This is a genomic window from Pantoea sp. JK (assembly GCF_026130245.1).
In the GTDB taxonomy this organism is placed as follows: Bacteria; Pseudomonadota; Gammaproteobacteria; order Enterobacterales; family Enterobacteriaceae; genus Pantoea; species Pantoea trifolii.
Genome location: NZ_JAINFN010000002.1, coordinates 254,783 through 276,628 on the forward strand (window position 1 = coordinate 254,783; position 21,846 = coordinate 276,628).

The window sequence follows — 21,846 nt, forward strand, 5'->3', positions numbered from 1 at the left end:
TCATCAGCGGAGTATTAGTCGCACTGGACCTTAATCGCCAATCCGCCGCGTGAGGTTTCACGGTATTTGGCGTTCATGTCCTTACCGGTTTCGTACATGGTCTCAATCACTTTATCCAGCGACACGCGCGGTTCACTGGTGCGACGTAGCGCCATGCGCGCGGAGTTGATGGCTTTCACGGAAGCGATGGCGTTGCGCTCAATGCACGGCACCTGAACCTGACCGGCGACCGGATCGCAGGTTAATCCCAGATTGTGCTCCATGCCGATTTCCGCCGCGACACACACTTGCTCCGGGCTGCCGCCGAGCAGTTCCGCCAGACCGGCCGCCGCCATGGAGCACGCCACGCCGACTTCGCCCTGGCAACCCACTTCGGCACCCGAAATAGAGGCGTTCATTTTGTACAGCACGCCAATAGCGCCAGAGGCGAGGAAGTAGCGGATAAAGATATCGGGCGTAACGGGTTCGATAAAGTGATCGTAATAGGCCAACACCGCCGGCACGATGCCGCAGGCACCGTTGGTGGGTGCTGTCACCACACGGCCACCGGCCGCATTCTCTTCATTGACCGCTAGCGCGAACATGTTCACCCAGTCGATCACATCCATCGGATCTTTCGAATGCTTAGAAGATGAAACCAGCAGGCGGCGCAAGGAAGCTGCGCGACGTGGTACGCGCAGTGGGCCCGGCAGCACGCCTTCGGTATTGAGACCGCGATCAATACAGGCCTGCATGGTTTGCCACACATGACCAAAATAGGCGTGAATCTCGTCGCGAGTATGCAGCGCCAGTTCGTTCTTCATCACCAAACCCGACAGCGACAGACCGCTTTCGCGACAATGGCTGAGCAGCTCTTTAGCAGAGTGGAACGGCCACGGCACAGAAACTTCGTTCAGCACCGGCTGGCCGAAATGCTCTTCATCAACGATGAAACCGCCACCGATGGAATAGTAGGTTTTGCTCAGAATTAATAGATCGCCAGCGAAAGCGAACACCGTCATGCCATTCTCATGCAGTGACAGGTTTTCGCTGCGGAACACCATGCCGCCTTCACGAGGGAAGTCCACTTCGCGCGCGCCGTTGGCTAACAGCAGACGTTCGCGTTGCTCCACGTCTTTGATGAACGCGGGAATGCCGTCGATATCCACGGTGGCCGGTTCGAAACCCGCCAGGCCCATGATAATAGCGATATCGGTGTGGTGACCTTTGCCAGTGAGCGACAGCGAACCGTAGACGTCGACCGCCACGCGCGTCACGTCCTGCAATATGCCTTGTTCGGCCAGCAGATCCACAAACTGCTTGCCCGCTTTCATCGGACCGACGGTATGTGAACTGGATGGGCCGATGCCCACTTTAAACATGTCAAAAACACTAATCACCGGTGACACTCCTCACAAATCTTATTCTGTACGGCAGAAGCCGTTTATGCGGCTAATAGTAATCGCCCATGCCGGATAACGAGCAGCTTTTCGCATGAAATAAACTAATTATAAACCACAGAAATAGTTATCCGTTTCTCCAGTTGTGAAGTGGGTCGGTTTTTCTGGCGAAAGGCTAACGAAGCGGTGAGTTTTGAGCACATTGATGGATAGTTATGCCGACGACGAGTGCGCGTTATTGAAGAAGGCACATTTGCCAGAGGCGCAGCAGATGTGTCAGAGCCCACTCAAAAGCATTAGGAGATTTACGGCAGGGCGATTTGTTGACCGAGCGCACGAATAATCCCGGCGGTCATGCCCCAGATAAAGTAATCCTCATACCAGGATAACCAAACCTGATGTTGGCGATGACCGCGCCGCAAGGTGAGATCGCTGTAACGGCTCAGGCGCAGCGCTTCCGCCAGCGGCATGGCAAAGGCGCTTTCCACTTCTTCCGCATTAAGCTGCAACGCTAAATCAGCTGGAATAATGCCCACCACCGGGGTCACGGCGAAACCGGTGCTGCTGGTTACCGGCGGCAGAACGCCAATGATCTGCACCTGCTCCGGTTGAATTCCCACTTCTTCCTGTGCTTCACGCAGCGCGGTGTGGATCAATGACGCGTCAGTGGCATCCTGCATGCCGCCGGGAAATGCCACTTGTCCCGCGTGTTTACGCAGGTGCGATGAGCGACGCGTGAGCAGCAAGCCAGGTTCTGCGCCGTCGATCACCGGCACCAGTACCGCCGCACGGCGTCCGCTGATGGCACTTTTCGGCGCATGCAGCGGCGGTTGCAGGACAAAGCGGCTGAGGAACTGCTCAAGGGTTAAATTCATTTCAGGTCCCATCACGCAGGCTGGGCAAAATACGGTTCACCTTATGGAAGGTTTCCTGATATTCGGCATCAAGGTCGCTGTCCGCCACCAATCCGCCACCGGCGGCGCAGTAAAGCTGGTGGTTTTCCGCAATCAGCGTGCGAATGGTGATGCTGGTATCCATACGGCCACACAGGCTGATGTAGCCGATGCTGCCACACCACGCATTGCGGCGATGCGGCTCTAACTCTTCGATGATCTCCATCGCGCGGATCTTCGGTGCGCCGGTGATAGAACCGCCGGGGAAGCAAGCACGCAGCAGATCGGTTGCGCTCAGCGTCTCAGGCAAACGTGCACGTACAGTGCTGACCAGATGATGCACCGCCGGGAAAGGTTCAACCACGAACAGTTCCGGTACGCTGACGCTGCCGGGCACGGCCACGCGGCCAATATCATTGCGCAGCAGATCGACAATCATCAGGTTCTCAGCGCGATCTTTCTGCGAGTTGGCGAGCTTCTCTGCCTGCAAACGGTCGGCCTCGGCATCAGCAAGACGCGGCAAAGTGCCTTTAATCGGACGTGTTTCAATCTCCTGCTGCTGTAAAGCGAGGAAGCGCTCTGGCGATAAACTCAGCAGCGCGCTGTCCGGCAAACGCAGGAAGGCGCTGAACGGCACGCGATTCGCCTGCGTCAGACGCAAAAATGCCTGCCACTCATCACCGCGATAGCCCGCCTGAAAACGCTGCGCCAGATTCACCTGATAGCAATCACCGGCTTGAATATAGGCCTGCACCGCGTGGAAGCGCTGCGCATACTGGTCATAACTGAGGTTGGATTGCCACTCGCTGGTCAAGGCGAAAGGCTCGGCGGGCGGCGCGGTTTGTGCTTGCAGCCAGTGCCAGCGCTGCTCTGCATCGGTGAGCGAAACCAGCGTCAGTTGTTGCAGATGGTGATCGGCGATCAGCGCCCAGTCATAAATGCCTACCGCCATATCCGGCGTGGTGAGATCCTGCAGCGCGCGCTGCGGCAGGTCTTCAAAGCGTCGTCCTAAATCGTAACCGAACAGGCCGAGGGCGCCGCCCTGAAACGGTAACCCGGCATCAAAAGCCGGCGTGACACCCAGCGCGGCACATTGTTGTTGCACCAGCAGCAGCGGATCGGCGGCGGAGTGAATGACATCCTCACCGCAGATAATTTCGGTGCTGGCACCGCGTGTGGTCAGCGTCGCGCGCGGATCGGCGGTGAGGATATCAAAGCGATTATCCGCATGATCGGCCTGGCCGGAGGTCAGCAACATCGCCCAGCGTTGGTGGGCTAGCGGAGCAAAAAGGTCTAACAGCGTTTCGGGCGTATACTTCAGAACGAGGCTTTTTACCATCATGGGACAAATCACTTCAGCAAGCAGGTCGCTAGCCTGACATATTTTTTTGTTGCTGGCACCCGTTTGTTCCACGTGGTAATAATGCGTCCCCCATGCACCAGGAGTGAATTATGTTTACAGGTCTTCCAGCGTTATCCCACGAACAACAGCAGCAAGCGGTTGAACGCATCCAGGAATTAATGGCGGGCGGTATGTCGAGCGGACAGGCGATTGCGCAAGTGGCGCAGGAAATTCGTCAAACCTACAAAGGTGAAGCGATTCGGGCGATGTTCGAAGACGACGAGGATGAAGAAGACGACAACGAATAACGCCCAAACGGATTTTACAGCGCGGCGATGATTTTAATTTCGACTTTATACTTCGGGTTCATCAAACCGGCCTGCACGGTGCAACGCACCGGCGCATTGCCCGGCGAAACCCACGCATCCCAGGCGCGATTCATCGCCGGGAAGTCACTCTTCTCCACCAGGAAAATGGTGGCGTCGAGGATCTTGCTCTTATCCGATCCCACGCGCGTCAGAATGGCGTCAATCACGGCCAACGCATTGGCAGTTTGCGCTTCCGCATCTTCATCCAGATTTTCCGGTACGCTGGTGTAATAGACGGTTTGGTTATGCACCACGGCTTCCGACATGCGGTGTTCCGGATCAATACGCGTAATGGTCATGCTGTTCTCCTTTGATTTTGCTGCGCTAGCCTGCCATATCCCAGGGGCGTATGTCATCTGTTGTGGTTGCCCGCCGGGAATCCTGACATAATTACAGTGGTTTTTATTTTTGATGTGAGGAAGTGTGGCAGACGATTTTGCAGCTGACGGCGCACTGGCGCAGGCAATTCCGGGCTTTAAACCGCGTGAAGCACAGCGCCAAATGGCCAAAGCGGTCACCGAGGCGGTGAAAACAGGCGGCGAGCTGGTGGTTGAAGCGGGCACCGGAACCGGTAAAACCTATGCCTATCTGGCGCCAGCGTTGCGGGCGAAGAAAAAAGTCATCGTCTCTACTGGCTCCAAAGCATTGCAGGATCAGCTCTATAACCGCGATCTGCCCACCATCGCGCGTGCCCTGAAGTTCAGCGGCAAAACCGCGCTGCTGAAAGGGCGCTCCAACTATTTATGCCTTGAACGTCTTGAGCAGCAGAATCAAACCGGCGGCGATCTTAGCGTTCAGGCGCTGGGCGATTTGATCAGCGTGCGCGGCTGGTCGTCAGAAACCACCGATGGCGACGTCAGCAACTGCAACGGCGTGGCCGAAGACAGTCCGATCTGGCCCTTTGTCACCAGCACCAACGATAACTGCCTCGGCAGCGATTGCCCGTTGTACAAAGATTGCTTCGTGGTCAAAGCGCGCAAAAAAGCCATGGATGCCGATGTGGTGGTGGTGAACCATCATCTGTTTCTCGCCGATCTGGTGGTGAAAGAGGGCGGCTTCGGCGAACTGATCCCAGAGGCCGATGTGATGATCTTCGATGAAGCGCATCAGTTGCCCGATATCGCCAGCCAGTATTTCGGTCAGCAGCTGTCGAGCCGCCAACTGCAGGACCTCGCCAAAGACATCATCATTGCCTATCGCACCGAAGTGCGGGATGTGCAGCAGCTGCAGAAATCTGCCGATCGCCTGGCGCAGTGCGCGCAGGATTTCCGACTGATGCTTGGCGAACCTGGCTTTCGCGGCAATCTGCGCGATCTACTGAGCGACAATAACATCATGCGCATGTTTACCTTGCTGGATGATGCGCTCGAACTCTGTTACGACGTGATCAAACTGTCGCTAGGGCGTTCCGCGCTGCTTGATGCCGCCTTTGAGCGCGCGGCGCTGTATCGCACGCGCCTGAAACGTCTGCGCGCCATTGATGAGCCGGGCTTCAGCTATTGGTATGAGTGCAACAGCCGCCATTTCACCCTGGCGCTGACGCCGTTGTCGGTGGCGGAACGCTTCCGGGAAGTGATGGATAACCGCAAAGCGGCGTGGATTTTCACGTCTGCCACGCTGGCAGTGAATGAGCAGATGAGCCATTTCTCCAGCCGTCTTGGCGTGGATAACGCCACTACCATGATTCTCGACAGCCCATTCGATTACACTCAGCAAGCGCTGCTGTGCGTGCCGCGCAATATGCCGGAACCCAATCATCCCGGCGGCGCTCGCCAGCTGGCGCGCATGATGAAGCCGCTGATTGATGCCAACAAAGGCCGCTGCTTCTTCCTTTGCACCTCGCACAAGATGATGCGCGAGTTAGCCATCGAGTTTCGTGCTTCGATGACCTTGCCGGTGCTGCTGCAGGGCGAGACCAGTAAAGGACAGCTGCTGAAGCAGTTCCTCGAAGCCGGTAACGCGCTGCTGGTCGCAACCAGCAGCTTCTGGGAAGGTGTTGACGTGCGCGGCGATGCGCTGTCGCTGGTGATCATCGACAAGCTGCCGTTTACTTCACCGGAAGATCCGCTGCTCAAAGCACGTATGGAAGATTGTCGCCTGCGCGGCGGCGATCCCTTTAATGATGTGCAATTGCCCGATGCGGTGATCACCCTGAAACAGGGCGTGGGGCGTTTGATTCGTGACACGGAAGATCGCGGTGTGCTGGTGATTTGCGATCAGCGTCTGGTTTCACGTCCTTACGGCGGCCTGTTCCTCAACAGTTTGCCGCCCACGCCGCGCACCCGCGATATTGCACGCGCCATCGAATTTGTCCGTCAGCCTGCGGATCACTAATTTGTGCCAGGCTGTGATAAGATGCGCGCCATTTTGACTCTCTGAGGTTGTTATGTCCGCCCGAATTTTAGCCCTGGACACGGCGACAGAAGCCTGTTCTGCCGCGCTGCAAAACCTGCAGCAGATTGATGCCCGCTTTGAAATCGCCCCGCGCGATCATACCCAACGTATTCTGCCGCTGGTGCAGGAGCTGTTGCAGGCGCAGCAGCTGGAGCTGACCGCGCTTGACGTGCTGGCTTTTGGCCGGGGTCCGGGCAGTTTTACCGGTGTGCGTATCGGCATTGGTATTGCTCAGGGGCTGGCACTTGGCGCGAATCTGCCGATGATCGGCGTCTCCTCATTAGCCACCATGGCGCAGGGCGCGTGGCGTTTGACCGGCGCGACGCGCGTACTGGCGGCGATTGACGCGCGTATGGGCGAACTCTATTGGGCTGAATATCTGCGTGACGAAAACGGCGAATGGCTGGGTGCGGAAACCGAAGCGGTGATCAAACCCGAAGTAGCACAGGAACGTATTGCGGCATTAAGCGGCGAATGGACTGCCGTTGGCACCGGCTGGCAAGCCTATCCGCATCTGTTGACCTCGCCAGGCGCGCAGCTTATTGCTTCAGAGGTGTTATTACCTGCCGCCGAAGATATGCTGCCGCTGGCGCTCAGCGCCTGGCAACGTGACGAAGCAGTCGCGGTAGAGAATGCCGAGCCGGTTTATCTGCGCAATGAAGTGGCATGGAAAAAGTTGCCCGGCCGCTAAGTCGCGCGCAACTTATCTTCGCGAGCTCAGTCTAATCAGAGAAATAACAGGAGAAGTGCTATGCCAATAAGTCGTAAAGGGATGTCTGGCGCTCTGTTAGCCTGCGCAATGCTGCTCAGCGGCTGTGTTTCGGTGCCAGATTCAATTAAAGGAAGTTCTGAGCTTCCACAGCAAGATTTACTGCGCGTGATGAACGCGCCGCAACTGTTTGTCGGCCAGGAAGCACGCTTCGGCGGGAAAGTGGTGAAGGTCACCAATCTTAGCGGCTTAACACGCGTGGAGATTGCGACGCAACCGCTGGATGAGAGCGCGCGTCCGCGTTTGGGTGCCGCCTCGGTTGGCCGCATCTTTGCCGACATCCGCGGCTTTGTCGATCCGGTCGATTTGAACAACCAATACATCACGGTGCTGGGCAACATCAAAGGCATTGAGAAAGGGGATATTGGTAAGGCCAGCTACAATTTTGTGGTGATCGATGTGCGCGGTTATCAGCGCTGGCATCTGACGCAACAGGTGATGACGCCGCCGCAGCCGATTGATCCGTATATCTGGTATGGCCCAACGCGCCATCGTCCGGGATATTGGGGACCGAATCCCTATTGGGGCATGAACCTTGGCCAACCGGCGCAGGTGCAAACTATCCTTACTGAATAAAGTTTTAAAATCTATTTTACGGCCCGGTCGCGGTGCTTGCGAACGGGCCTTTTTATTGGGCGCGCAACCGATGCGCGAAATTTAGTGATGCGCTTCGCAACCTGAAAATGCCGAAACAGGCAAACTGGTACAATCAGTTAAAATATTGTTAACAACATTGATTGTCGAGGCGGCGATGGCTACGCAACAAGATTATCGGGGTGATTCTTTGAATAAGGTTTGGCTCAAACGCTATCCGGCAGATGTCCCTGCGGAAATTAATGCGGATCGATACGCTTCTCTGGTCGATCTTTTCGAGCACGCAGCAGAGCAATACGCCGATCAGGTGGCTTTCATTAATATGGGCCAACCGATGACCTACCGGCAGCTGGAAAAGCAGAGCCGCGCCTTTGCCGCCTGGCTGCAACAAGGTTTAGGTTTGAAGCAGGGCGATCGCGTGGCGCTGATGATGCCAAACCTGCTGCAATATCCCGTCGCGCTGTTTGGCGTATTGCGCGCTGGCATGGTGGTGGTGAACGTCAATCCGCTCTACACGCCGCGTGAACTCAAGCATCAGTTAGTTGATAGCGGTGCCAGCGCCATTGTCATCGTCTCGAACTTTGCCCACACGCTGGAAAAAGTGGTGGCCGAAACGCCGATCAAGCATGTGATGTTAACGCGTATGGGCGATCAGCTGGCGCCAGTGAAAGCCACGCTGGTAAACTTCGTCGTGAAATACGTGAAAAAGCTGGTGCCGAAATACCACCTGCCGGGCGCGGTGCCGTTCCGCAGCGCCTTGTCGCAGGGCGAACAGATGACCTATCAACGCCCAACCGTGACCAATGACGATCTCGCCTTCCTGCAATATACCGGCGGCACCACTGGCGTGGCCAAAGGCGCGATGCTGACGCACCGCAATATGCAGGCCAATCTGGAACAGACCAAAGCCACTTACGGCAAGCTGCTGCGTCCGGGCAAAGAGCAAGTGGTGACCGCGCTGCCGCTCTATCACATCTTTGCGCTGACGGTGAACGGCCTGCTGTTCCTTGACCTTGGCGGCACCAACCTGCTGATTACCAATCCGCGCGATATTCCCGGCTTTGTCAAAGAGCTCAGCAAGTTTCCGTTTACCGCCATCACCGGCGTGAACACCTTGTTCAATGCGCTGCTGAATGATGCTAACTTCAATAAACTCGATTTCTCCACGCTGCGCCTGTCAGCGGGCGGCGGCATGGCGGTGCAAAAAGCGGTCGCCGAGCGCTGGGAAAAACTCACCGGACACTATCTGCTGGAAGGTTACGGCCTGACCGAGTGTTCGCCGCTGGTATCAGTGAATCCGTATGACATTACCTGTCACACTGGCAGCATTGGTTTGCCAGTGCCGTCCACCGATGTGCGCATCGTTGATGATGAAGACAAGGATGTAGCGCCAGGCGAACCGGGCGAGTTGTGTATTCGCGGTCCGCAGGTGATGATTGGCTACTGGCAGCGCGCCGATGCGACCGATGAAGTGCTGAAAAATGGCTGGCTGCATACCGGTGATATTGTTACCGTTGATAGCGAAGGCTTTATTCGCATCGTCGATCGTAAGAAAGACATGATTCTGGTGTCAGGCTTTAACGTGTATCCTAACGAGATCGAAGATGTGCTGATGCAGCACGAAAAAGTGCGTGAAGCTGCGGCGATTGGCGTTCCCAGCGATCTGTCGGGCGAAGCGGTTAAAGTGTGCATCGTGAAGAAAGATCCCTCACTGACCAAAGAAGAGGTGCTGGATCACTGCCGTCGCCAGCTCACCGGCTACAAAGTGCCGAAGATTATCGAGTTTCGTGACGAGTTGCCGAAGACCAACGTGGGCAAAATTTTGCGTCGCGAATTGCGTGATGAGGCGAAGCGAGAAGGGCAGTAACGCGCCATTCTCCTCAGGTTAACGCCGGCTCAGACCGGCGTTTTTATTGCTTTTAACATGGAGCGCTGCGCGTAGTTTGCCGCAGCGAGAAATACAACGTGAATTACACCCTGATCGACCAAAATGACCAACTGGCCGCCGTGTGCGAGAAGGCACGCCAGCACGCCGCCGTGGCGCTGGACACCGAATTCGTGCGTACCCGCACTTACTATCCGCAGCTTGGCCTGATTCAGCTGTTTGATGGCGACCAATTGATCCTGATCGATCCGCTTAATATCAGTGACTGGACGCCGTTTGTGGCGCTGCTGCAGGACAAGCAGGTCACCAAATTCCTGCACGCCGGTGGCGAAGATCTGGAAGTGTTCCTGCATCGTTTTAAATGCCTGCCCGATCCGATGATTGATACGCAAATTCTGGCGGCCTTTAGCGGCCAGGCGCTGTCGTGGGGCTTTGCCTCGATGGTGATGCATTTCAACCAGATCGAGCTGGATAAAAGTGAGTCGCGTACCGATTGGCTGGCGCGTCCGCTGACCGAGCGTCAATGTGAATATGCCGCCGCCGATGTCGCCTATCTGCTGCCGATTGCCCATCAGCTGGTGGCGCAAACCGAGGAAGCGGGCAACATGGCGGCAGCGTTAAGCGAATGCAATTTGCTGTGCCAGCGTCGTCTGGATATGCTGCAGCCGGAAGAAGCCTGGCGCGATATCACCAATGCGTGGCAACTGCGTCCGCGTCAGTTGGCGGCGTTGCAGCGACTGGCGGCATGGCGTTTAAACATCGCCCGACAAAAAGATATGGCGGTGAACTTCGTGGTACGTGAAGAGAATCTGTGGAAAGTGGCGCGCTTTATGCCAGGTAGCCTTGGTGAGCTGGATCATTTAGGTCTGAACGGCCATGAAATCCGCTTCCACGGTAAAGCGATGGTAGCGCTGGTGGCGGAAGCGCAGGCGCAGGATGAAGCGACTTTGCCAGCGCCGCTGCCTAATCTGATCGATCATCCGCATTACAAGCAGGCGTTCAAAGCCATTAAAGCGCTGGTGCAACAGGTGAGTGAAGAGAGTGGTTTCAGTCAGGAACTGCTGGCATCACGTCGCCAGATTAATCAGGTGCTGAGTGTACATTGGGGATTGAAAACCGCGACGCGCACTCCTGAATTGCAGACAGGCTGGCGGGGCGATTTGTTGAAAGCGGGTATCGACGAGATTCTGCAGGCACTTTGACGCGAGCATTTTCCCCTGCGTAATACCGCAGGGGAAAATCAGGAAACCGCTTTAATCATTTAGGAACGTCTTCCGGCTCCGGCAGCGTTACGTTGAGCTCGAGGATGGAGATATCATCCCCTTTCTGATCCAGCTGAACGGTCACCATATCCGGGTCAATTTTTACGTATTTACAGATCACTTCCAATATATCGCGCTTCAGCTGCGGCAGATAGTGGGGCTCACTGTCGCCCCTTCTGCGTTCGGCTACGATAATCTGCAGCCTTTCCTTGGCTATATTGGCTGTGTTCTTCTTACGGGATAAAAAGAAATCAAGTAATGCCATTGGTTATCCCCCGAACAGGCGTTTAAGGAAACCCTTCTTCTCTTCTTCAATAAAGCGGAAGGGGCGTTCTTCGCCAAGCAGGCGATCTACGGTATCAGCATAGGCTTTACCGGCGTCAGCGTTTGCGTCGAGGATCACCGGCTCACCCTGGTTTGAGGCGCGCAGGACAGATTGATCTTCCGGGATGACGCCAACCAGTGGAATGCGCAGAATTTCCAGCACATCTTCCATGCTCAGCATATCGCCACGGGTAACGCGGCCAGGATTGTAACGGGTCAGCAGCAGATGCTCTTTCACCGGATCCTGGCTGTTCTCTGCACGACGGGATTTCGAAGAGATGATGCCAAGAATACGGTCGGAGTCACGTACTGAAGAGACTTCCGGGTTGGTGGTGATAATGGCTTCATCGGCGAAGTACAACGCCATCAGCGCGCCGGTTTCGATACCTGCTGGTGAGTCGCAGACGATAAAGTCGAACTCCATCGCCGCCAGGTCGTTCAGCACTTTCTCAACGCCTTCACGCGTCAGCGCATCTTTATCACGCGTCTGAGAAGCTGGGAGAATGTAGAGTTGCTCTGTGCGCTTGTCGCGAATCAGCGCCTGGTTCAGCGTCGCATCGCCCTGAATGACGTTAACAAAGTCATACACCACGCGACGTTCACAGCCCATGATCAAATCGAGGTTACGCAGGCCGATATCGAAATCGATGACGACGGTTTTTTTGCCTTTCTGCGCTAAGCCGGTGGCGATGGCCGCGCTTGACGTGGTCTTGCCAACGCCCCCTTTACCCGATGTAACTACAATAATGCGTGCCATAAATGTTGATTTCCTTAACGAAAGAAAAGGGGCTTAATTAAGTGTCTGAATGGTCAGCGCGCCATCTTTGAGACTCAGACGCGCCGCTTTACCAAAGAATTCCGCCGGAATGTGATCCATCATCCAATATTCCCCGGCAATAGAGACCAGCTCTGCGGCGAGGTTGGTGCAAAAAATCTGGCTGTCGCGTTGTCCGCCGACACCGGCCAACGCGCGACCGCGCATCATGCCGTAAATGTGAATGTTGCCGTCGGCGACCAGCTCGGCACCGGCGCTGACGCTGCTGGTAACGATGAGGTCGGCATTACGCGCATAAATCTGTTGGCCCGAACGCACCGGCGTATTAACGATGCGGGTTTTGCTGGCGGCTTCAGCGATCACCGCTGGAACAACCGGCGCGGCTTCAATGACGGGAGCCGAGGCTTGTTTGCGGCTCTCTTTACCTTCCGAAAGTACCGGCAAACCTGCGCGGGCAATCATTTTTTTCAGGGCTTCATCTTTGCAACCGCTGACACCGACGATACGCAGACCGGTCGCCATTACTGCTTGTTGCATCTGTTTCCAGTTAATGTCGCCAGTTAACGCTGACACATTCAGCACCACCGGCGCATTCAGCAAAAAGGCAGGTGCCTGATCGATTTTGTCCTGTAGCGCCTGACGAATCACCTCGGGTTGCGAATGATGCAGATGAACGACTGACAGGGTAAAACTGCTTCCCTTGAATTCGATTGGCGTTTGCGACATCTGTGCTGACTCAGTCCTGTTTTACGACCCTTAAATGTACGCCGATAAAATCGGCAATAACATCAAACGGTCAATATTCGAAGTTCTGCAAGCATGTTATAGTTACTGCTATATTCAGGCAAGTGACGCCATCGGTTAATTCGAGTAAAAAATATGTTTTGTGTGATCTACAGAAGCCCGCAACGTGAACAGACTTATCTGTATGTTGAAAAAAAAGACGATTTTTCACGGGTACCAGAAGAACTGCTGCGTGGCTTCGGCAAACCCCAGCTGGCAATGGTGTTATCTCTGGATAAGCGTGACAAGCTGGCTAACGCGGATATCAATAAAGTTAAGCAAGGTTTAAGCGAACACGGCTATTATTTGCAAATTCCACCGCCGGTTGAAAGTCTGCTCAACATTCATCTCGATCAGGGTAAAAAAGATTAATTCAGATTCATCTGTAAATATATCCTGTAGAAATAATCAGTGCTATTTGCGTTAATTAACTGCCCGCTTTAACCCTTTATTGCGGGCAATTTTCAAAGCGTTTAGCTGATTTTGTTGTATACGATTAACGACTTTTGACAATTTCCGCCACGCCAGCCGCCATAAACCCGTTAATATATTTCACCTCAGCCTGCCGCGTTCCGGCACTGAGCCAGACTTCATCGCCAGATGCACTGGCGGCAAACACAACCAAAGCAGGGGAATAGCATGTATCAGCATCGTATCTGGCAGGGCGCTCTGTTGGATTATCCGGTCAGCAAAGTGGTTTGCGTCGGCAGCAACTATGCGAAGCACATAAAGGAAATGGGGAGTGCCACGCCAACCGAACCGGTGGTGTTTATCAAACCGGAAACTGCGGTGTGCGATCTGCGCCAGCCGCTGTCGATTCCGGCAAATTTTGGTGAAGTGCATCATGAAGTGGAGCTGGCGGTGCTGATTGGCTCGACGCTGAAGCAGGCGAGCGAAGAGCACGTGGCGAAGGCGATTGCCGGTTATGGCGTCGCGCTGGATTTGACCTTACGCGACGTGCAGGCCGGTTTGAAGAAAGCGGGGCAACCGTGGGAAAAATCCAAAGGTTTCGATAACTCGTGTCCGCTGTCGGGTTTTATTCCCGTTTCTGAGTTTAGCGGCGATCCACAGAACACCGAACTGAAGCTTGTCGTTAACGGTGAAGTGCGTCAGCACGGCACGACCGCTGATATGATCCACAAAATTCTGCCGCTGATTGCCTATATGAGCCAGTATTTCACGCTGCGCGCGGGCGATGTGGTGCTGACCGGGACGCCAGAGGGCGTTGGCCCAATGCGCTCTGGCGATAAGCTGGAAATCACGCTGGCCGGTCACGGTATTTCGACGCGCGTTCTGTAAAACTTGCATCACCGCACCTGAACCTTTATAAGGTGCGGTCTCTTTGCTAACCCGGACCGCCATCATGACTGAACAACCTTTCTGGCAGACTAAACGCCTTGACCAAATGAACGACGCAGAGTGGGAATCCCTGTGCGACGGCTGCGGCCAATGTTGCCTGAATAAGTTGCAGGATGCGGACACTGACGAAATTTACTTCACCAACGTGGCCTGCAATCAGCTGAATATCAAAACCTGCCAGTGTCGTAACTACGAGCATCGTTTTGAGTTGGAAGAGAATTGCATCAAGCTGACGCGTGAAAATCTCACTAGTTTTGAATGGCTGCCGCGTACCTGCGCCTATCGTGTGTTAGGAGAAGGCAAAACCTTGCCGGCGTGGCATCCGCTGATCGCCGGTTCTAAAAAGGCGATGCATGCGCAGCGCATTTCCGTGCGTTTTATTGCGGTGCGGGAGAGTGAAGTGCGGGATTGGGAAGAGCATATTATCGATCGACCGGATCGCAACGGTTAAACATAGAACAGGCAGCCAAGGCTGCCTGTTTTGTTTGTGCTTAACGTCCGAACAGATCGCGGCGTTTCGGTTTGAACGGTTGTGCAATCAGCACCAGCAGCGCCACCAGCAGATAAGCGGCAAAAATCACGATCATCCACTGCGGCATGCTCCAGGTCAGGAAGGTCCAGCCGCGCTCAGCGCAATCACCGCTCGCTACGAATACAGAAGGCAACCATTTATCCAGCGGCAACCAGGTTGGGAAACGCGCGGCAAAGTCGCAGGTGACAAACGGGTTGGGATGCAGTTGAATCATGGTGTGATCGTAAGAGAGGCGCGTACCTTCAATCGCGCTGTAGATCCAGATGAGGATCGCCGCCCAGCGCAGCGGGGTTTTCGGCGCAATAGCGCCCACAATGCCGGCGCCCATCACGCCAAACAGCGCGCAACGTTCATAAATACACATTACGCAGGGTTGCAGCCCCATTACGTGCTGAAAATACAACGCCGTCAATTCAAACGCCAACGCCGTCAGGGCCAGCAGAAGCCAGGCACCACGTCCACGCGAGCATTGATTCAAATATCGCAACATATTGCTTTTCCTGTAACCGTTAATGTTTCGCAGTGTAAACCAAAAGCGCAACCGTGCCAGCCAGGTAACGGGAAAAAATCATGTACAAAAATGACTTAAGTCGCGTTAAGGCCAAAAAGATCCTGCCAGTCGCGTCATTCGATAAATGCAAGCCGCAGGCACAATGCAAACGTGTGCCCGGCCAAAAAGTTTCCTCTGTATTCACGGCTGAATTTTGCGCCAGCGCGCGCTTTTAATCGGTTGGCAGGCTATTTCCGCTATAGCCGCTCTGGTATGATGAGTCGCAATACGTTAAAGAAAGCAACGAGAAATAAATGCTATGGTGATTAAGGCGCAGAGCCCCGCGGGATTTGCTGAAGAGTATATTATTGAAAGCATCTGGAACAGTCGTTTTCCGCCGGGATCCATTCTACCTGCCGAACGTGAGCTTTCTGAACTGATTGGCGTAACACGCACCACGTTGCGCGAAGTGTTGCAACGACTGGCGCGTGATGGCTGGTTGACCATTCAACATGGCAAACCGACGCGCGTTAACGATTTCTGGGAAACCTCCGGTTTAAACATCCTCGAAACTCTGGCCCGACTCGATCACGATAGCGTTCCTCAGTTGATTGATAATCTGCTGTCGGTGCGCACCAACATCTCGTCGATTTTTATCAGCCGTGCGCTGCGTCATCATCCAGAAAAAGCGCGTGAAGTGCTGGAGAATGCGCTGATCGAGGAGGATAAAGCCGAAGCCTATACCGAGCTGGATTATCGCGTGTTCCGTGGCCTGGCGTTTGCCTCGGGCAACCCGATTTATGGTCTGATTTTGAACGGGCTGAAAGGCTTGTATACCCGCGTTGGTCGTCACTATTTCTCCAGCCTGGAAGCGCGAGAACTGGCGCGTAACTTCTATCGCCAATTGGCTGATCTATGCGTGGCTAACCCTTCGCAGGAGCAGATTGTCGACAGCGTGCGTGAATACGGTCGTCGCAGCGGTGAGATTTGGCACAAGATGCAGAAAAGCATGCCGGACGATTTAGCCAGCAAGCGATAAAAGAAAAACCGGATCTCATCAGTCCGGTTTTTTTGCTTTATAGCGTTGGGCCGCGCGCGGGTGAACGATCCAGCAACTCGACGCTGCCGTCTTCGTTCTGCTGCTCCAGAATCACATCAAAACCCCACAAACGATGCACATGCTTCAACACTTCTTTGCGGCTCTTATCGAGCGGCGCACGCTGTTGCGGCACATAACGCAACGTCAGTGAGCGGTCGCCACGTAAATCCACGTTGTAGACCTGAATGTTCGGTTCAAGATTGCTGAGATTGTACTGCGCCGACAGCTGCTGACGAATGGCGCGATAACCCGCTTCATCATGGATCGCTGCAATTTCGAGGAAATTGTTGCGGTCATCATCCATTACCGTGAACAAGCGGAAATCACGCATCACTTTTGGTGACAGGAACTGGCTGATAAAGCTCTCATCTTTAAACTCGCGCATGGCGAAATGCAGGGTTTTCAGCCAGTCCGAACCGGCAATGTCCGGGAACCAGTAGCGATCTTCTTCGGTTGGCGTCTGACAGATACGCTTGATGTCCTGGAACATCGCAAAGCCCAGCGCATACGGGTTGATGCCGTTATACCACTGGCTGTTATACGGCGGCTGATACACCACGTTGGTGTGGCTGTGCAGGAACTCCATCATAAAGCGTTCCGACACTTTGCCTTCGTCATACAGATGATTGAGGATGGTGTAGTGCCAGAACGTAGCCCAGCCCTCATTCATGACCTGCGTCTGTTTCTGCGGATAGAAATACTGGCTAACTTTACGCACAATGCGCAGCACTTCACGTTGCCAGGATTCCAGCAGCGGCGCATTTTTTTCCATGAAATAGAGCAGGTTTTCCTGCGGTTCAGAAGGGTAGCGCGATGCCTCAACGTGTACCGACTCCTTCTCTTTACGCGGCAGCGTACGCCACAGCGTATTCACCTGACTCTGCAAATATTCTTCACGGCTCTGCTGGCGCGCTTTCTCTTCCTGCAGCGAAATTTTCTGCGGACGTTTATAGCGATCCACGCCGTAGTTCATCAGCGCATGGCAGGAATCGAGCAGCCGCTCAACTTCCTCCACGCCGTAGCGCTCTTCGCAGTCGGTAATGTAATTTCGCGCAAACAGCAGGTAATCCACGATAGAACTGGCATCGGTCCAGCTGCGGAACAGATAGTTATTTTTGAAGAAAGAGTTGTGACCGTAACAAGCGTGCGCCATCACCAGCGCCTGCATGGTCATGGTGTTCTCTTCCATCAAATAGGCAATACACGGATTGGAGTTGATGACGATCTCATACGCCAGGCCTTGCTGACCGTGCTTGTAACGCTGTTCCGTTTCGATGAATTTCTTGCCGAACGACCAGTGTGCATAGTTGATCGGCATACCTACGCTGGAGTAGGCATCCATCATTTGCTCTGAGGTGATCACTTCAATTTGGTGCGGATAGGTTTCCAGTCCGTAACTTTTGGCTACGCGGTCAATTTCCGCCAGATAATCATCCAGCAGTTCGAAAGTCCAGTCGGGACCATCACTGAGTCGTTTACTGTTGCGGGTTGGCTCGTCAAAGATTGTCGTCATAGCGCACCTCTGTTTTGCAAGCGGCAGGAATTACCTGTCACGATCGTTTAAGGCCTCATCCTGAGTAAAGATGGCCCAATAAAACTGAGCGAACACTTCAATGATAGTCCACTGTCGCCTATCCGAAACTGAATCTCAATCGAATTCTTTTGGTAGAAAATCATTCAAAAAGCGGTAGTTAAGTCGATACTTGTTATAAATGTTGGTTTTATTCTTCTTGTTAGAATAATGCTCTGTTTATAAGTGGATTGTATGAATGCGGCGCTTTCTCCTGAAAAAAGTCAAAACCGCTGCCTTCCACATAATAAATGGCTGATTAAGGGATTTAAGGCATAAAAAATCCTGATTTTGCCTCTGTTGCATGATTTCAGTGTGCAGTCAGGTAAAAAACATGTGAAATAAGTCGGTCGAATGTAAGATTTGAGTGGCGGTCGGGTTATGCTGTCTTGGGCTTGGTTAATAGTTAATTATTCTTTTGCTGCGACGAGGGGCTTATGCGCGTAGTAATTCTTGGTAGTGGTGTCGTTGGTGTGGCGAGCGCCTGGTATCTGGCGCAGGCCGGACATGAGGTCACGGTCATCGATCGTCAACCTGCCGCCGCGCTGGAAACCAGCGCCGGTAATGCGGGGCAGATCTCACCGGGCTATGCCGCGCCTTGGGCGGCGCCGGGCGTTCCGCTCAAAGCGGTCAAATGGATGTTCCAGCGTCACGCGCCGCTGGCGGTTCGTCTCGATGGCAGTAAGTTCCAGCTGGAATGGATGTGGAATATGCTGCGTAACTGCGACATGCAGCACTATCAAGAGAATAAAAGCCGCATGGTGCGTATCGCGGAGTACAGCCGCGACTGCCTGAAAACACTGCGCGCCAGCACCGGCATCGCCTATGAAGGTCGTCAGGGCGGCACGCTGCAGCTGTTCCGTACGCAGCAACAGTTCGAAAGCGCCAGCAAAGATATCGCCGTGCTGCGCGATGCGGGCGTTCCCTATGAGTTACTGGAAGCGCATCAGCTGAAAAATGTCGAACCCGCGCTGGCGGCGACGGCGCATAAACTCACCGGCGGTTTACGTCTCCCTAACGACGAAACCGGCGACTGCCAGCTGTTTACTCAGCGCCTGGCAGAAATGGCTGCGGCGGCGGGCGTGACCTTCCGCTACAACACGTCGGTTGATCAGTTGCTGCGCGAGGGCAATCGCATTTATGGCGTGAAGTGTGGCGATGAGGTGATTAAAGCCGATGCTTACGTGGTGGCGTTCGGTTCCTATTCAACCGCGCTGCTGAAAGACATTCTCGCCATCCCGGTTTATCCGCTGAAGGGTTATTCGCTGACCATCCCCATTAAGAACGCTGACGCTGCACCGGTTTCCACCATCCTCGACGAAACCTACAAAGTGGCCGTCACGCGCTTTGACGATCGCATTCGCGTGGGCGGCATGGCAGAAATTGTTGGTTTTAACACCAAACTGTTGCTGGCACGACGCGAAACGCTGGAGATGGTGGTCCGCGATCTCTATCCTGAAGGCGGATTTGTCGAACAGGCCACGTTCTGGACCGGATTGCGTCCAATGACGCCAGACGGTACGCCGATTGTCGGGCGCACGCCGCTCTCCAATCTCTATCTCAATACCGGGCACGGTACGTTGGGATGGACCATGGCTTGTGGTTCCGGTCAGCTTTTGGCTGATTTAATTTCCGGTCATAAACCGGCGATTGCCGCAGATGATTTGTCAGTGCTGCGCTACCTGCCAGGTTTTGAGCCACATTCTTCGCCGCTGCGTAACGCCAGCGCGGCGCGCTGAGACCTCAGGGAGAGTAGAAGCATGTCACGTCCAACCGGTGCCACCATCAATCAACAGGCACTGCGTCATAATCTGGCTGTCGTACGCCAGGCAGCACCGCAATCACGCGTCTGGTCGGTGGTGAAAGCCAATGCGTATGGTCACGGTGTGGCCCGCGTGTGGCAAAGTCTGGCCGAAACCGACGGCTTTGCGCTGCTGAATATGGAAGAGGCGATCTTGCTGCGCGAGCAGGGCTGGAAAAAGCCGATCCTGCTGCTGGAAGGCTTCTTCCATGCTGACGATTTAGCGCTGATCGATCGCTATCGTCTCACCACCAGCGTACACAGCAACTGGCAGATTCAGTCGCTGGCAAAAGCGCAGCTGTCGGCACCGGTCGATGTTTACCTCAAAATCAACAGCGGCATGAATCGACTTGGTTTCCGTCCTGAGCAGGCGCATGCGGCGTGGAAGAAACTGCGTGCTTTGCCGAACGTCGGTGAAATGACGTTGATGGCGCACTTTGCCGATGCAGAGAATCCGCAAGGTCTGGTTGAGCCGATGAAATGCGTCGAACGGGCGGCGGAAGGGCTCAGTTGTCCGCGTTCCCTGTCTAACTCAGCAGCTACGCTGTGGCATCCTGAAGCGCATTTTGACTGGGTGCGTCCCGGCATCATTCTCTATGGCGCGTCACCGAGCGGCGACTGGCAGGATATCGCCAGCACCGGATTGCAACCGGTGATGACGCTCAGCAGCGAAATCATTGGTGTGCAGCAGCTGAATGCCGGTGAAGGCGTGGGCTACGGTTATCGCTATCACGCCAGCGGCCCGCAGCGCATTGGTATTGTCGCCTGCGGTTACGCCGATGGTTATCCGCGTCATGCGCCAACCGGCACGCCAGTCAGCGTAGATGGCATCCGCACGCAAACGCTGGGCGCCATCTCCATGGACATGATGATGATCGATTTGGAACCTTGCCTGCAGGCCGGCATCGGTTCGAAGGTTGAGCTGTGGGGCAATCAGGTGAAGATCGATGAGGTGGCAAAAGCCGCCGGGACGGTGGGCTACGAGCTGATGTGTGCGCTCGCGCCACGCGTACCGGTTGAGGTTATTTAAGCGCGGTCACACGACCGTGCATCTTCTTGCTGCAGCGCCAGGCGATCATGGCCAGCGCTGCACCCAGCAGCATCATCAGTGCCAGTGATGATTTTTCCGCAACAGGTAATGCCACGATTGCCATGCTGCCACCCGCACCACACGCCATCTGAATAAATCCCTGCAGTGCTGAGGCCACGCCCGCTTGCTGCTGATACGGCTCCAGCGCGTAGCTGGTGGCAGGACCAACCGTGAACGCGAGACCAGCAACGGAAACCGCCACGGGAATCATGTACAGCGACCAATGGTTTTGCCACGCTGCCGGTAATAGCGTGGTGCCCATCATCAACAGAATCGCGCCGATCAACATGGTGGCGAAACCCATCGCCAGACAGAATGGACGTCCCGCTTTGCGAATGGTTTTGTTCACGAAAGCGCTAACCAGCATGATCCAAAAACCATTGGCGCCAAAGGCAAAGGAGAATTGTAGCGGCGTCAGGCCGCCTTCGGTCATCAGCACGTGTGGCGCTAGCGACACATAGGTCAGCACCATGCCCAGCGCGCCGGCATTGGCAAAAGCAAAGGCAAGGAAGCGCGGTTCACGGGCGATGGCAGCGTACTGCGCCAGCGGTAAACCTTTCACGCGCAATGTGTCTGCTGGACGCGTTTCTGGCAGCCACAGCATCACGATCAAGCCGATCACCACCGCATAGCCACACAGGAACCAGAACGGCATACGCCAGCCGTAGGCTTCAGCCAGAATTCCGCCAAGCAGCGGTGCCAGCGCAGGTACGATATTCAGCGCACCATTGAGAAAGCCGTAAGCGCGTGCGGCATCTTCGCCACTGAGACGATCGCGCACGCCACTGAATGCCACCACCGCTGTACAGCACACGGCGCAGCCCTGAATGATGCGCGCAAGGAAGAACACCGGCCACAGCGTGCTGGTGGCGGCAATCGCGCTGCCAACGATATAAAGCGCCAGTCCAATCAATGCGATCGGCTTGCGACCAAAGTTATCCACCAGCGGACCGGTAATCAGTTGGCCGATGCCCATCACCAATAAAAACAGGGGAATCGTGATCTGGATAAGGCTCACCGGGCTGTTAAGACCTTCGGCGATTTGCGGCAATGTAGGGAGGTAAAGATCAATGCCCAGCGGCGCCAGCAGCACCAGGCTAAGAAGAATTAAGGTGAATTTTTGCATTACGAACCGAA

Annotated in this window: 22 protein-coding genes; 12 read left to right on the top strand and 10 right to left on the bottom strand. The window is 54.8% G+C overall.

Annotated elements, in window-relative coordinates:
- Positions 1–14: 14 nt before the first annotated feature.
- The 3 genes from PanJK_RS05685 to pabB all read right to left on the bottom strand — a co-directional run bounded on the left by PanJK_RS05685 (position 15) and on the right by pabB (position 3,614).
- Positions 15–1,379 carry an L-serine ammonia-lyase gene (locus PanJK_RS05685; RefSeq protein WP_265297919.1) on the bottom strand — a complete coding sequence of 455 codons (1,365 nt, stop codon included), beginning with the start codon at positions 1,377–1,379 and terminating at the stop codon, positions 15–17.
- 305 nt (positions 1,380–1,684) lie between these two features.
- Entirely contained in the window at positions 1,685–2,254 is a 570-nt protein-coding gene (locus tag PanJK_RS05690; protein ID WP_265297922.1) for a CoA pyrophosphatase, read from the bottom strand.
- Between the two features lies 1 nt (position 2,255).
- Positions 2,256–3,614 (bottom strand): aminodeoxychorismate synthase component 1, encoded by a 1,359-nt coding sequence (pabB, locus tag PanJK_RS05695; protein WP_265297924.1) that lies wholly within the window; start codon positions 3,612–3,614, stop codon positions 2,256–2,258.
- Between the two features lie 110 nt (positions 3,615–3,724).
- Between pabB and PanJK_RS05700 the strand changes: the two genes are divergently transcribed.
- The gene (locus tag PanJK_RS05700) at positions 3,725–3,922 is read left to right on the top strand and encodes a YoaH family protein (RefSeq protein WP_008110398.1); all 198 of its coding nucleotides are present in this window, start codon (positions 3,725–3,727) and stop codon (positions 3,920–3,922) included.
- Between the two features lie 14 nt (positions 3,923–3,936).
- On the opposite strand, the gene PanJK_RS05705 is transcribed toward PanJK_RS05700, so the two are convergent.
- Entirely contained in the window at positions 3,937–4,281 is a 345-nt protein-coding gene (locus PanJK_RS05705) for a RidA family protein (protein ID WP_061718729.1), read from the bottom strand.
- A 124-nt stretch (positions 4,282–4,405) separates the two neighbouring features.
- Here PanJK_RS05705 and PanJK_RS05710 point away from each other — a divergent pair, with 124 nt between their 5' ends.
- The 5 genes from PanJK_RS05710 (at position 4,406) to rnd (ending at position 10,826) form a co-directional block, all read left to right on the top strand.
- The gene (locus PanJK_RS05710) at positions 4,406–6,316 is read left to right on the top strand and encodes an ATP-dependent DNA helicase (protein WP_265297929.1); all 1,911 of its coding nucleotides are present in this window, start codon (positions 4,406–4,408) and stop codon (positions 6,314–6,316) included.
- Between the two features lie 52 nt (positions 6,317–6,368).
- Positions 6,369–7,067, top strand: coding sequence for a tRNA (adenosine(37)-N6)-threonylcarbamoyltransferase complex dimerization subunit type 1 TsaB (gene tsaB, locus PanJK_RS05715; RefSeq protein WP_265297931.1), 699 nt, complete (start codon positions 6,369–6,371; stop codon positions 7,065–7,067).
- Between the two features lie 60 nt (positions 7,068–7,127).
- On the top strand, positions 7,128–7,721 hold the full coding sequence (locus tag PanJK_RS05720; RefSeq protein WP_265297934.1) for a Slp family lipoprotein: 594 nt from the start codon (positions 7,128–7,130) through the stop codon (positions 7,719–7,721).
- Between the two features lie 208 nt (positions 7,722–7,929).
- The gene (gene fadD, locus PanJK_RS05725; protein WP_265297936.1) at positions 7,930–9,606 is read left to right on the top strand and encodes a long-chain-fatty-acid--CoA ligase FadD; all 1,677 of its coding nucleotides are present in this window, start codon (positions 7,930–7,932) and stop codon (positions 9,604–9,606) included.
- 98 nt (positions 9,607–9,704) lie between these two features.
- Positions 9,705–10,826: a ribonuclease D gene (gene rnd / locus PanJK_RS05730; RefSeq protein WP_265297939.1), complete on the top strand. Its 1,122-nt coding sequence runs from the start codon at positions 9,705–9,707 to the stop codon at positions 10,824–10,826.
- 55 nt (positions 10,827–10,881) lie between these two features.
- Here the strand turns inward: rnd and minE are convergent, their stop codons facing one another.
- From minE to minC, 3 genes are read right to left on the bottom strand one after another with little or no spacing between them, the layout of a single operon-like run.
- Complete coding sequence (minE, locus tag PanJK_RS05735; protein ID WP_007889661.1) at positions 10,882–11,151, bottom strand: cell division topological specificity factor MinE; 270 nt, start codon at positions 11,149–11,151, stop codon at positions 10,882–10,884.
- Positions 11,152–11,154: 3 nt separating this feature from the next.
- Complete coding sequence (gene minD / locus PanJK_RS05740; RefSeq protein WP_007889662.1) at positions 11,155–11,967, bottom strand: septum site-determining protein MinD; 813 nt, start codon at positions 11,965–11,967, stop codon at positions 11,155–11,157.
- A gap of 33 nt (positions 11,968–12,000) precedes the next feature.
- Entirely contained in the window at positions 12,001–12,711 is a 711-nt protein-coding gene (gene minC / locus PanJK_RS05745; RefSeq protein ID WP_256696593.1) for a septum site-determining protein MinC, read from the bottom strand.
- A 153-nt stretch (positions 12,712–12,864) separates the two neighbouring features.
- On the opposite strand from minC, the gene PanJK_RS05750 reads away from it, so the two are divergent.
- From PanJK_RS05750 to PanJK_RS05760, 3 genes are all read left to right on the top strand, one after another.
- Positions 12,865–13,140, top strand: a complete 276-nt coding sequence (locus tag PanJK_RS05750) for a YcgL domain-containing protein (protein ID WP_007889664.1) — start codon at positions 12,865–12,867, stop codon at positions 13,138–13,140.
- Positions 13,141–13,407: 267 nt separating this feature from the next.
- A complete protein-coding gene (locus PanJK_RS05755; RefSeq protein WP_265297949.1) occupies positions 13,408–14,067 on the top strand; it encodes a fumarylacetoacetate hydrolase family protein in 660 nt (219 codons plus the stop codon).
- A 64-nt stretch (positions 14,068–14,131) separates the two neighbouring features.
- On the top strand, positions 14,132–14,578 hold the full coding sequence (locus tag PanJK_RS05760; RefSeq protein WP_008110381.1) for a YcgN family cysteine cluster protein: 447 nt from the start codon (positions 14,132–14,134) through the stop codon (positions 14,576–14,578).
- A gap of 40 nt (positions 14,579–14,618) precedes the next feature.
- Here PanJK_RS05760 and dsbB read toward each other — a convergent pair whose 3' ends face one another.
- Complete coding sequence (dsbB, locus tag PanJK_RS05765; protein ID WP_154156351.1) at positions 14,619–15,149, bottom strand: disulfide bond formation protein DsbB; 531 nt, start codon at positions 15,147–15,149, stop codon at positions 14,619–14,621.
- A gap of 319 nt (positions 15,150–15,468) precedes the next feature.
- On the opposite strand from dsbB, the gene fadR reads away from it, so the two are divergent.
- Positions 15,469–16,188 (top strand): fatty acid metabolism transcriptional regulator FadR, encoded by a 720-nt coding sequence (gene fadR / locus PanJK_RS05770; RefSeq protein WP_008110376.1) that lies wholly within the window; start codon positions 15,469–15,471, stop codon positions 16,186–16,188.
- Positions 16,189–16,225: 37 nt separating this feature from the next.
- Here fadR and PanJK_RS05775 read toward each other — a convergent pair whose 3' ends face one another.
- A complete protein-coding gene (locus tag PanJK_RS05775) occupies positions 16,226–17,761 on the bottom strand; it encodes a SpoVR family protein (protein ID WP_265297954.1) in 1,536 nt (511 codons plus the stop codon).
- Positions 17,762–18,255: 494 nt separating this feature from the next.
- On the opposite strand from PanJK_RS05775, the gene PanJK_RS05780 reads away from it, so the two are divergent.
- Together PanJK_RS05780 and dadX are read left to right on the top strand one after the other, a co-directional pair.
- Positions 18,256–19,557, top strand: a complete 1,302-nt coding sequence (locus PanJK_RS05780; RefSeq protein WP_265297957.1) for a D-amino acid dehydrogenase — start codon at positions 18,256–18,258, stop codon at positions 19,555–19,557.
- Positions 19,558–19,578: 21 nt separating this feature from the next.
- Positions 19,579–20,649: a catabolic alanine racemase DadX gene (gene dadX / locus PanJK_RS05785; RefSeq protein ID WP_265297960.1), complete on the top strand. Its 1,071-nt coding sequence runs from the start codon at positions 19,579–19,581 to the stop codon at positions 20,647–20,649.
- Here the strand turns inward: dadX and PanJK_RS05790 are convergent.
- Positions 20,642–21,835 carry a multidrug effflux MFS transporter gene (locus PanJK_RS05790; RefSeq protein WP_256696591.1) on the bottom strand — a complete coding sequence of 398 codons (1,194 nt, stop codon included), beginning with the start codon at positions 21,833–21,835 and terminating at the stop codon, positions 20,642–20,644. The two genes, dadX and PanJK_RS05790, sit on opposite strands and share 8 nt — an antisense overlap.
- Positions 21,836–21,846: the final 11 nt, after the last annotated feature.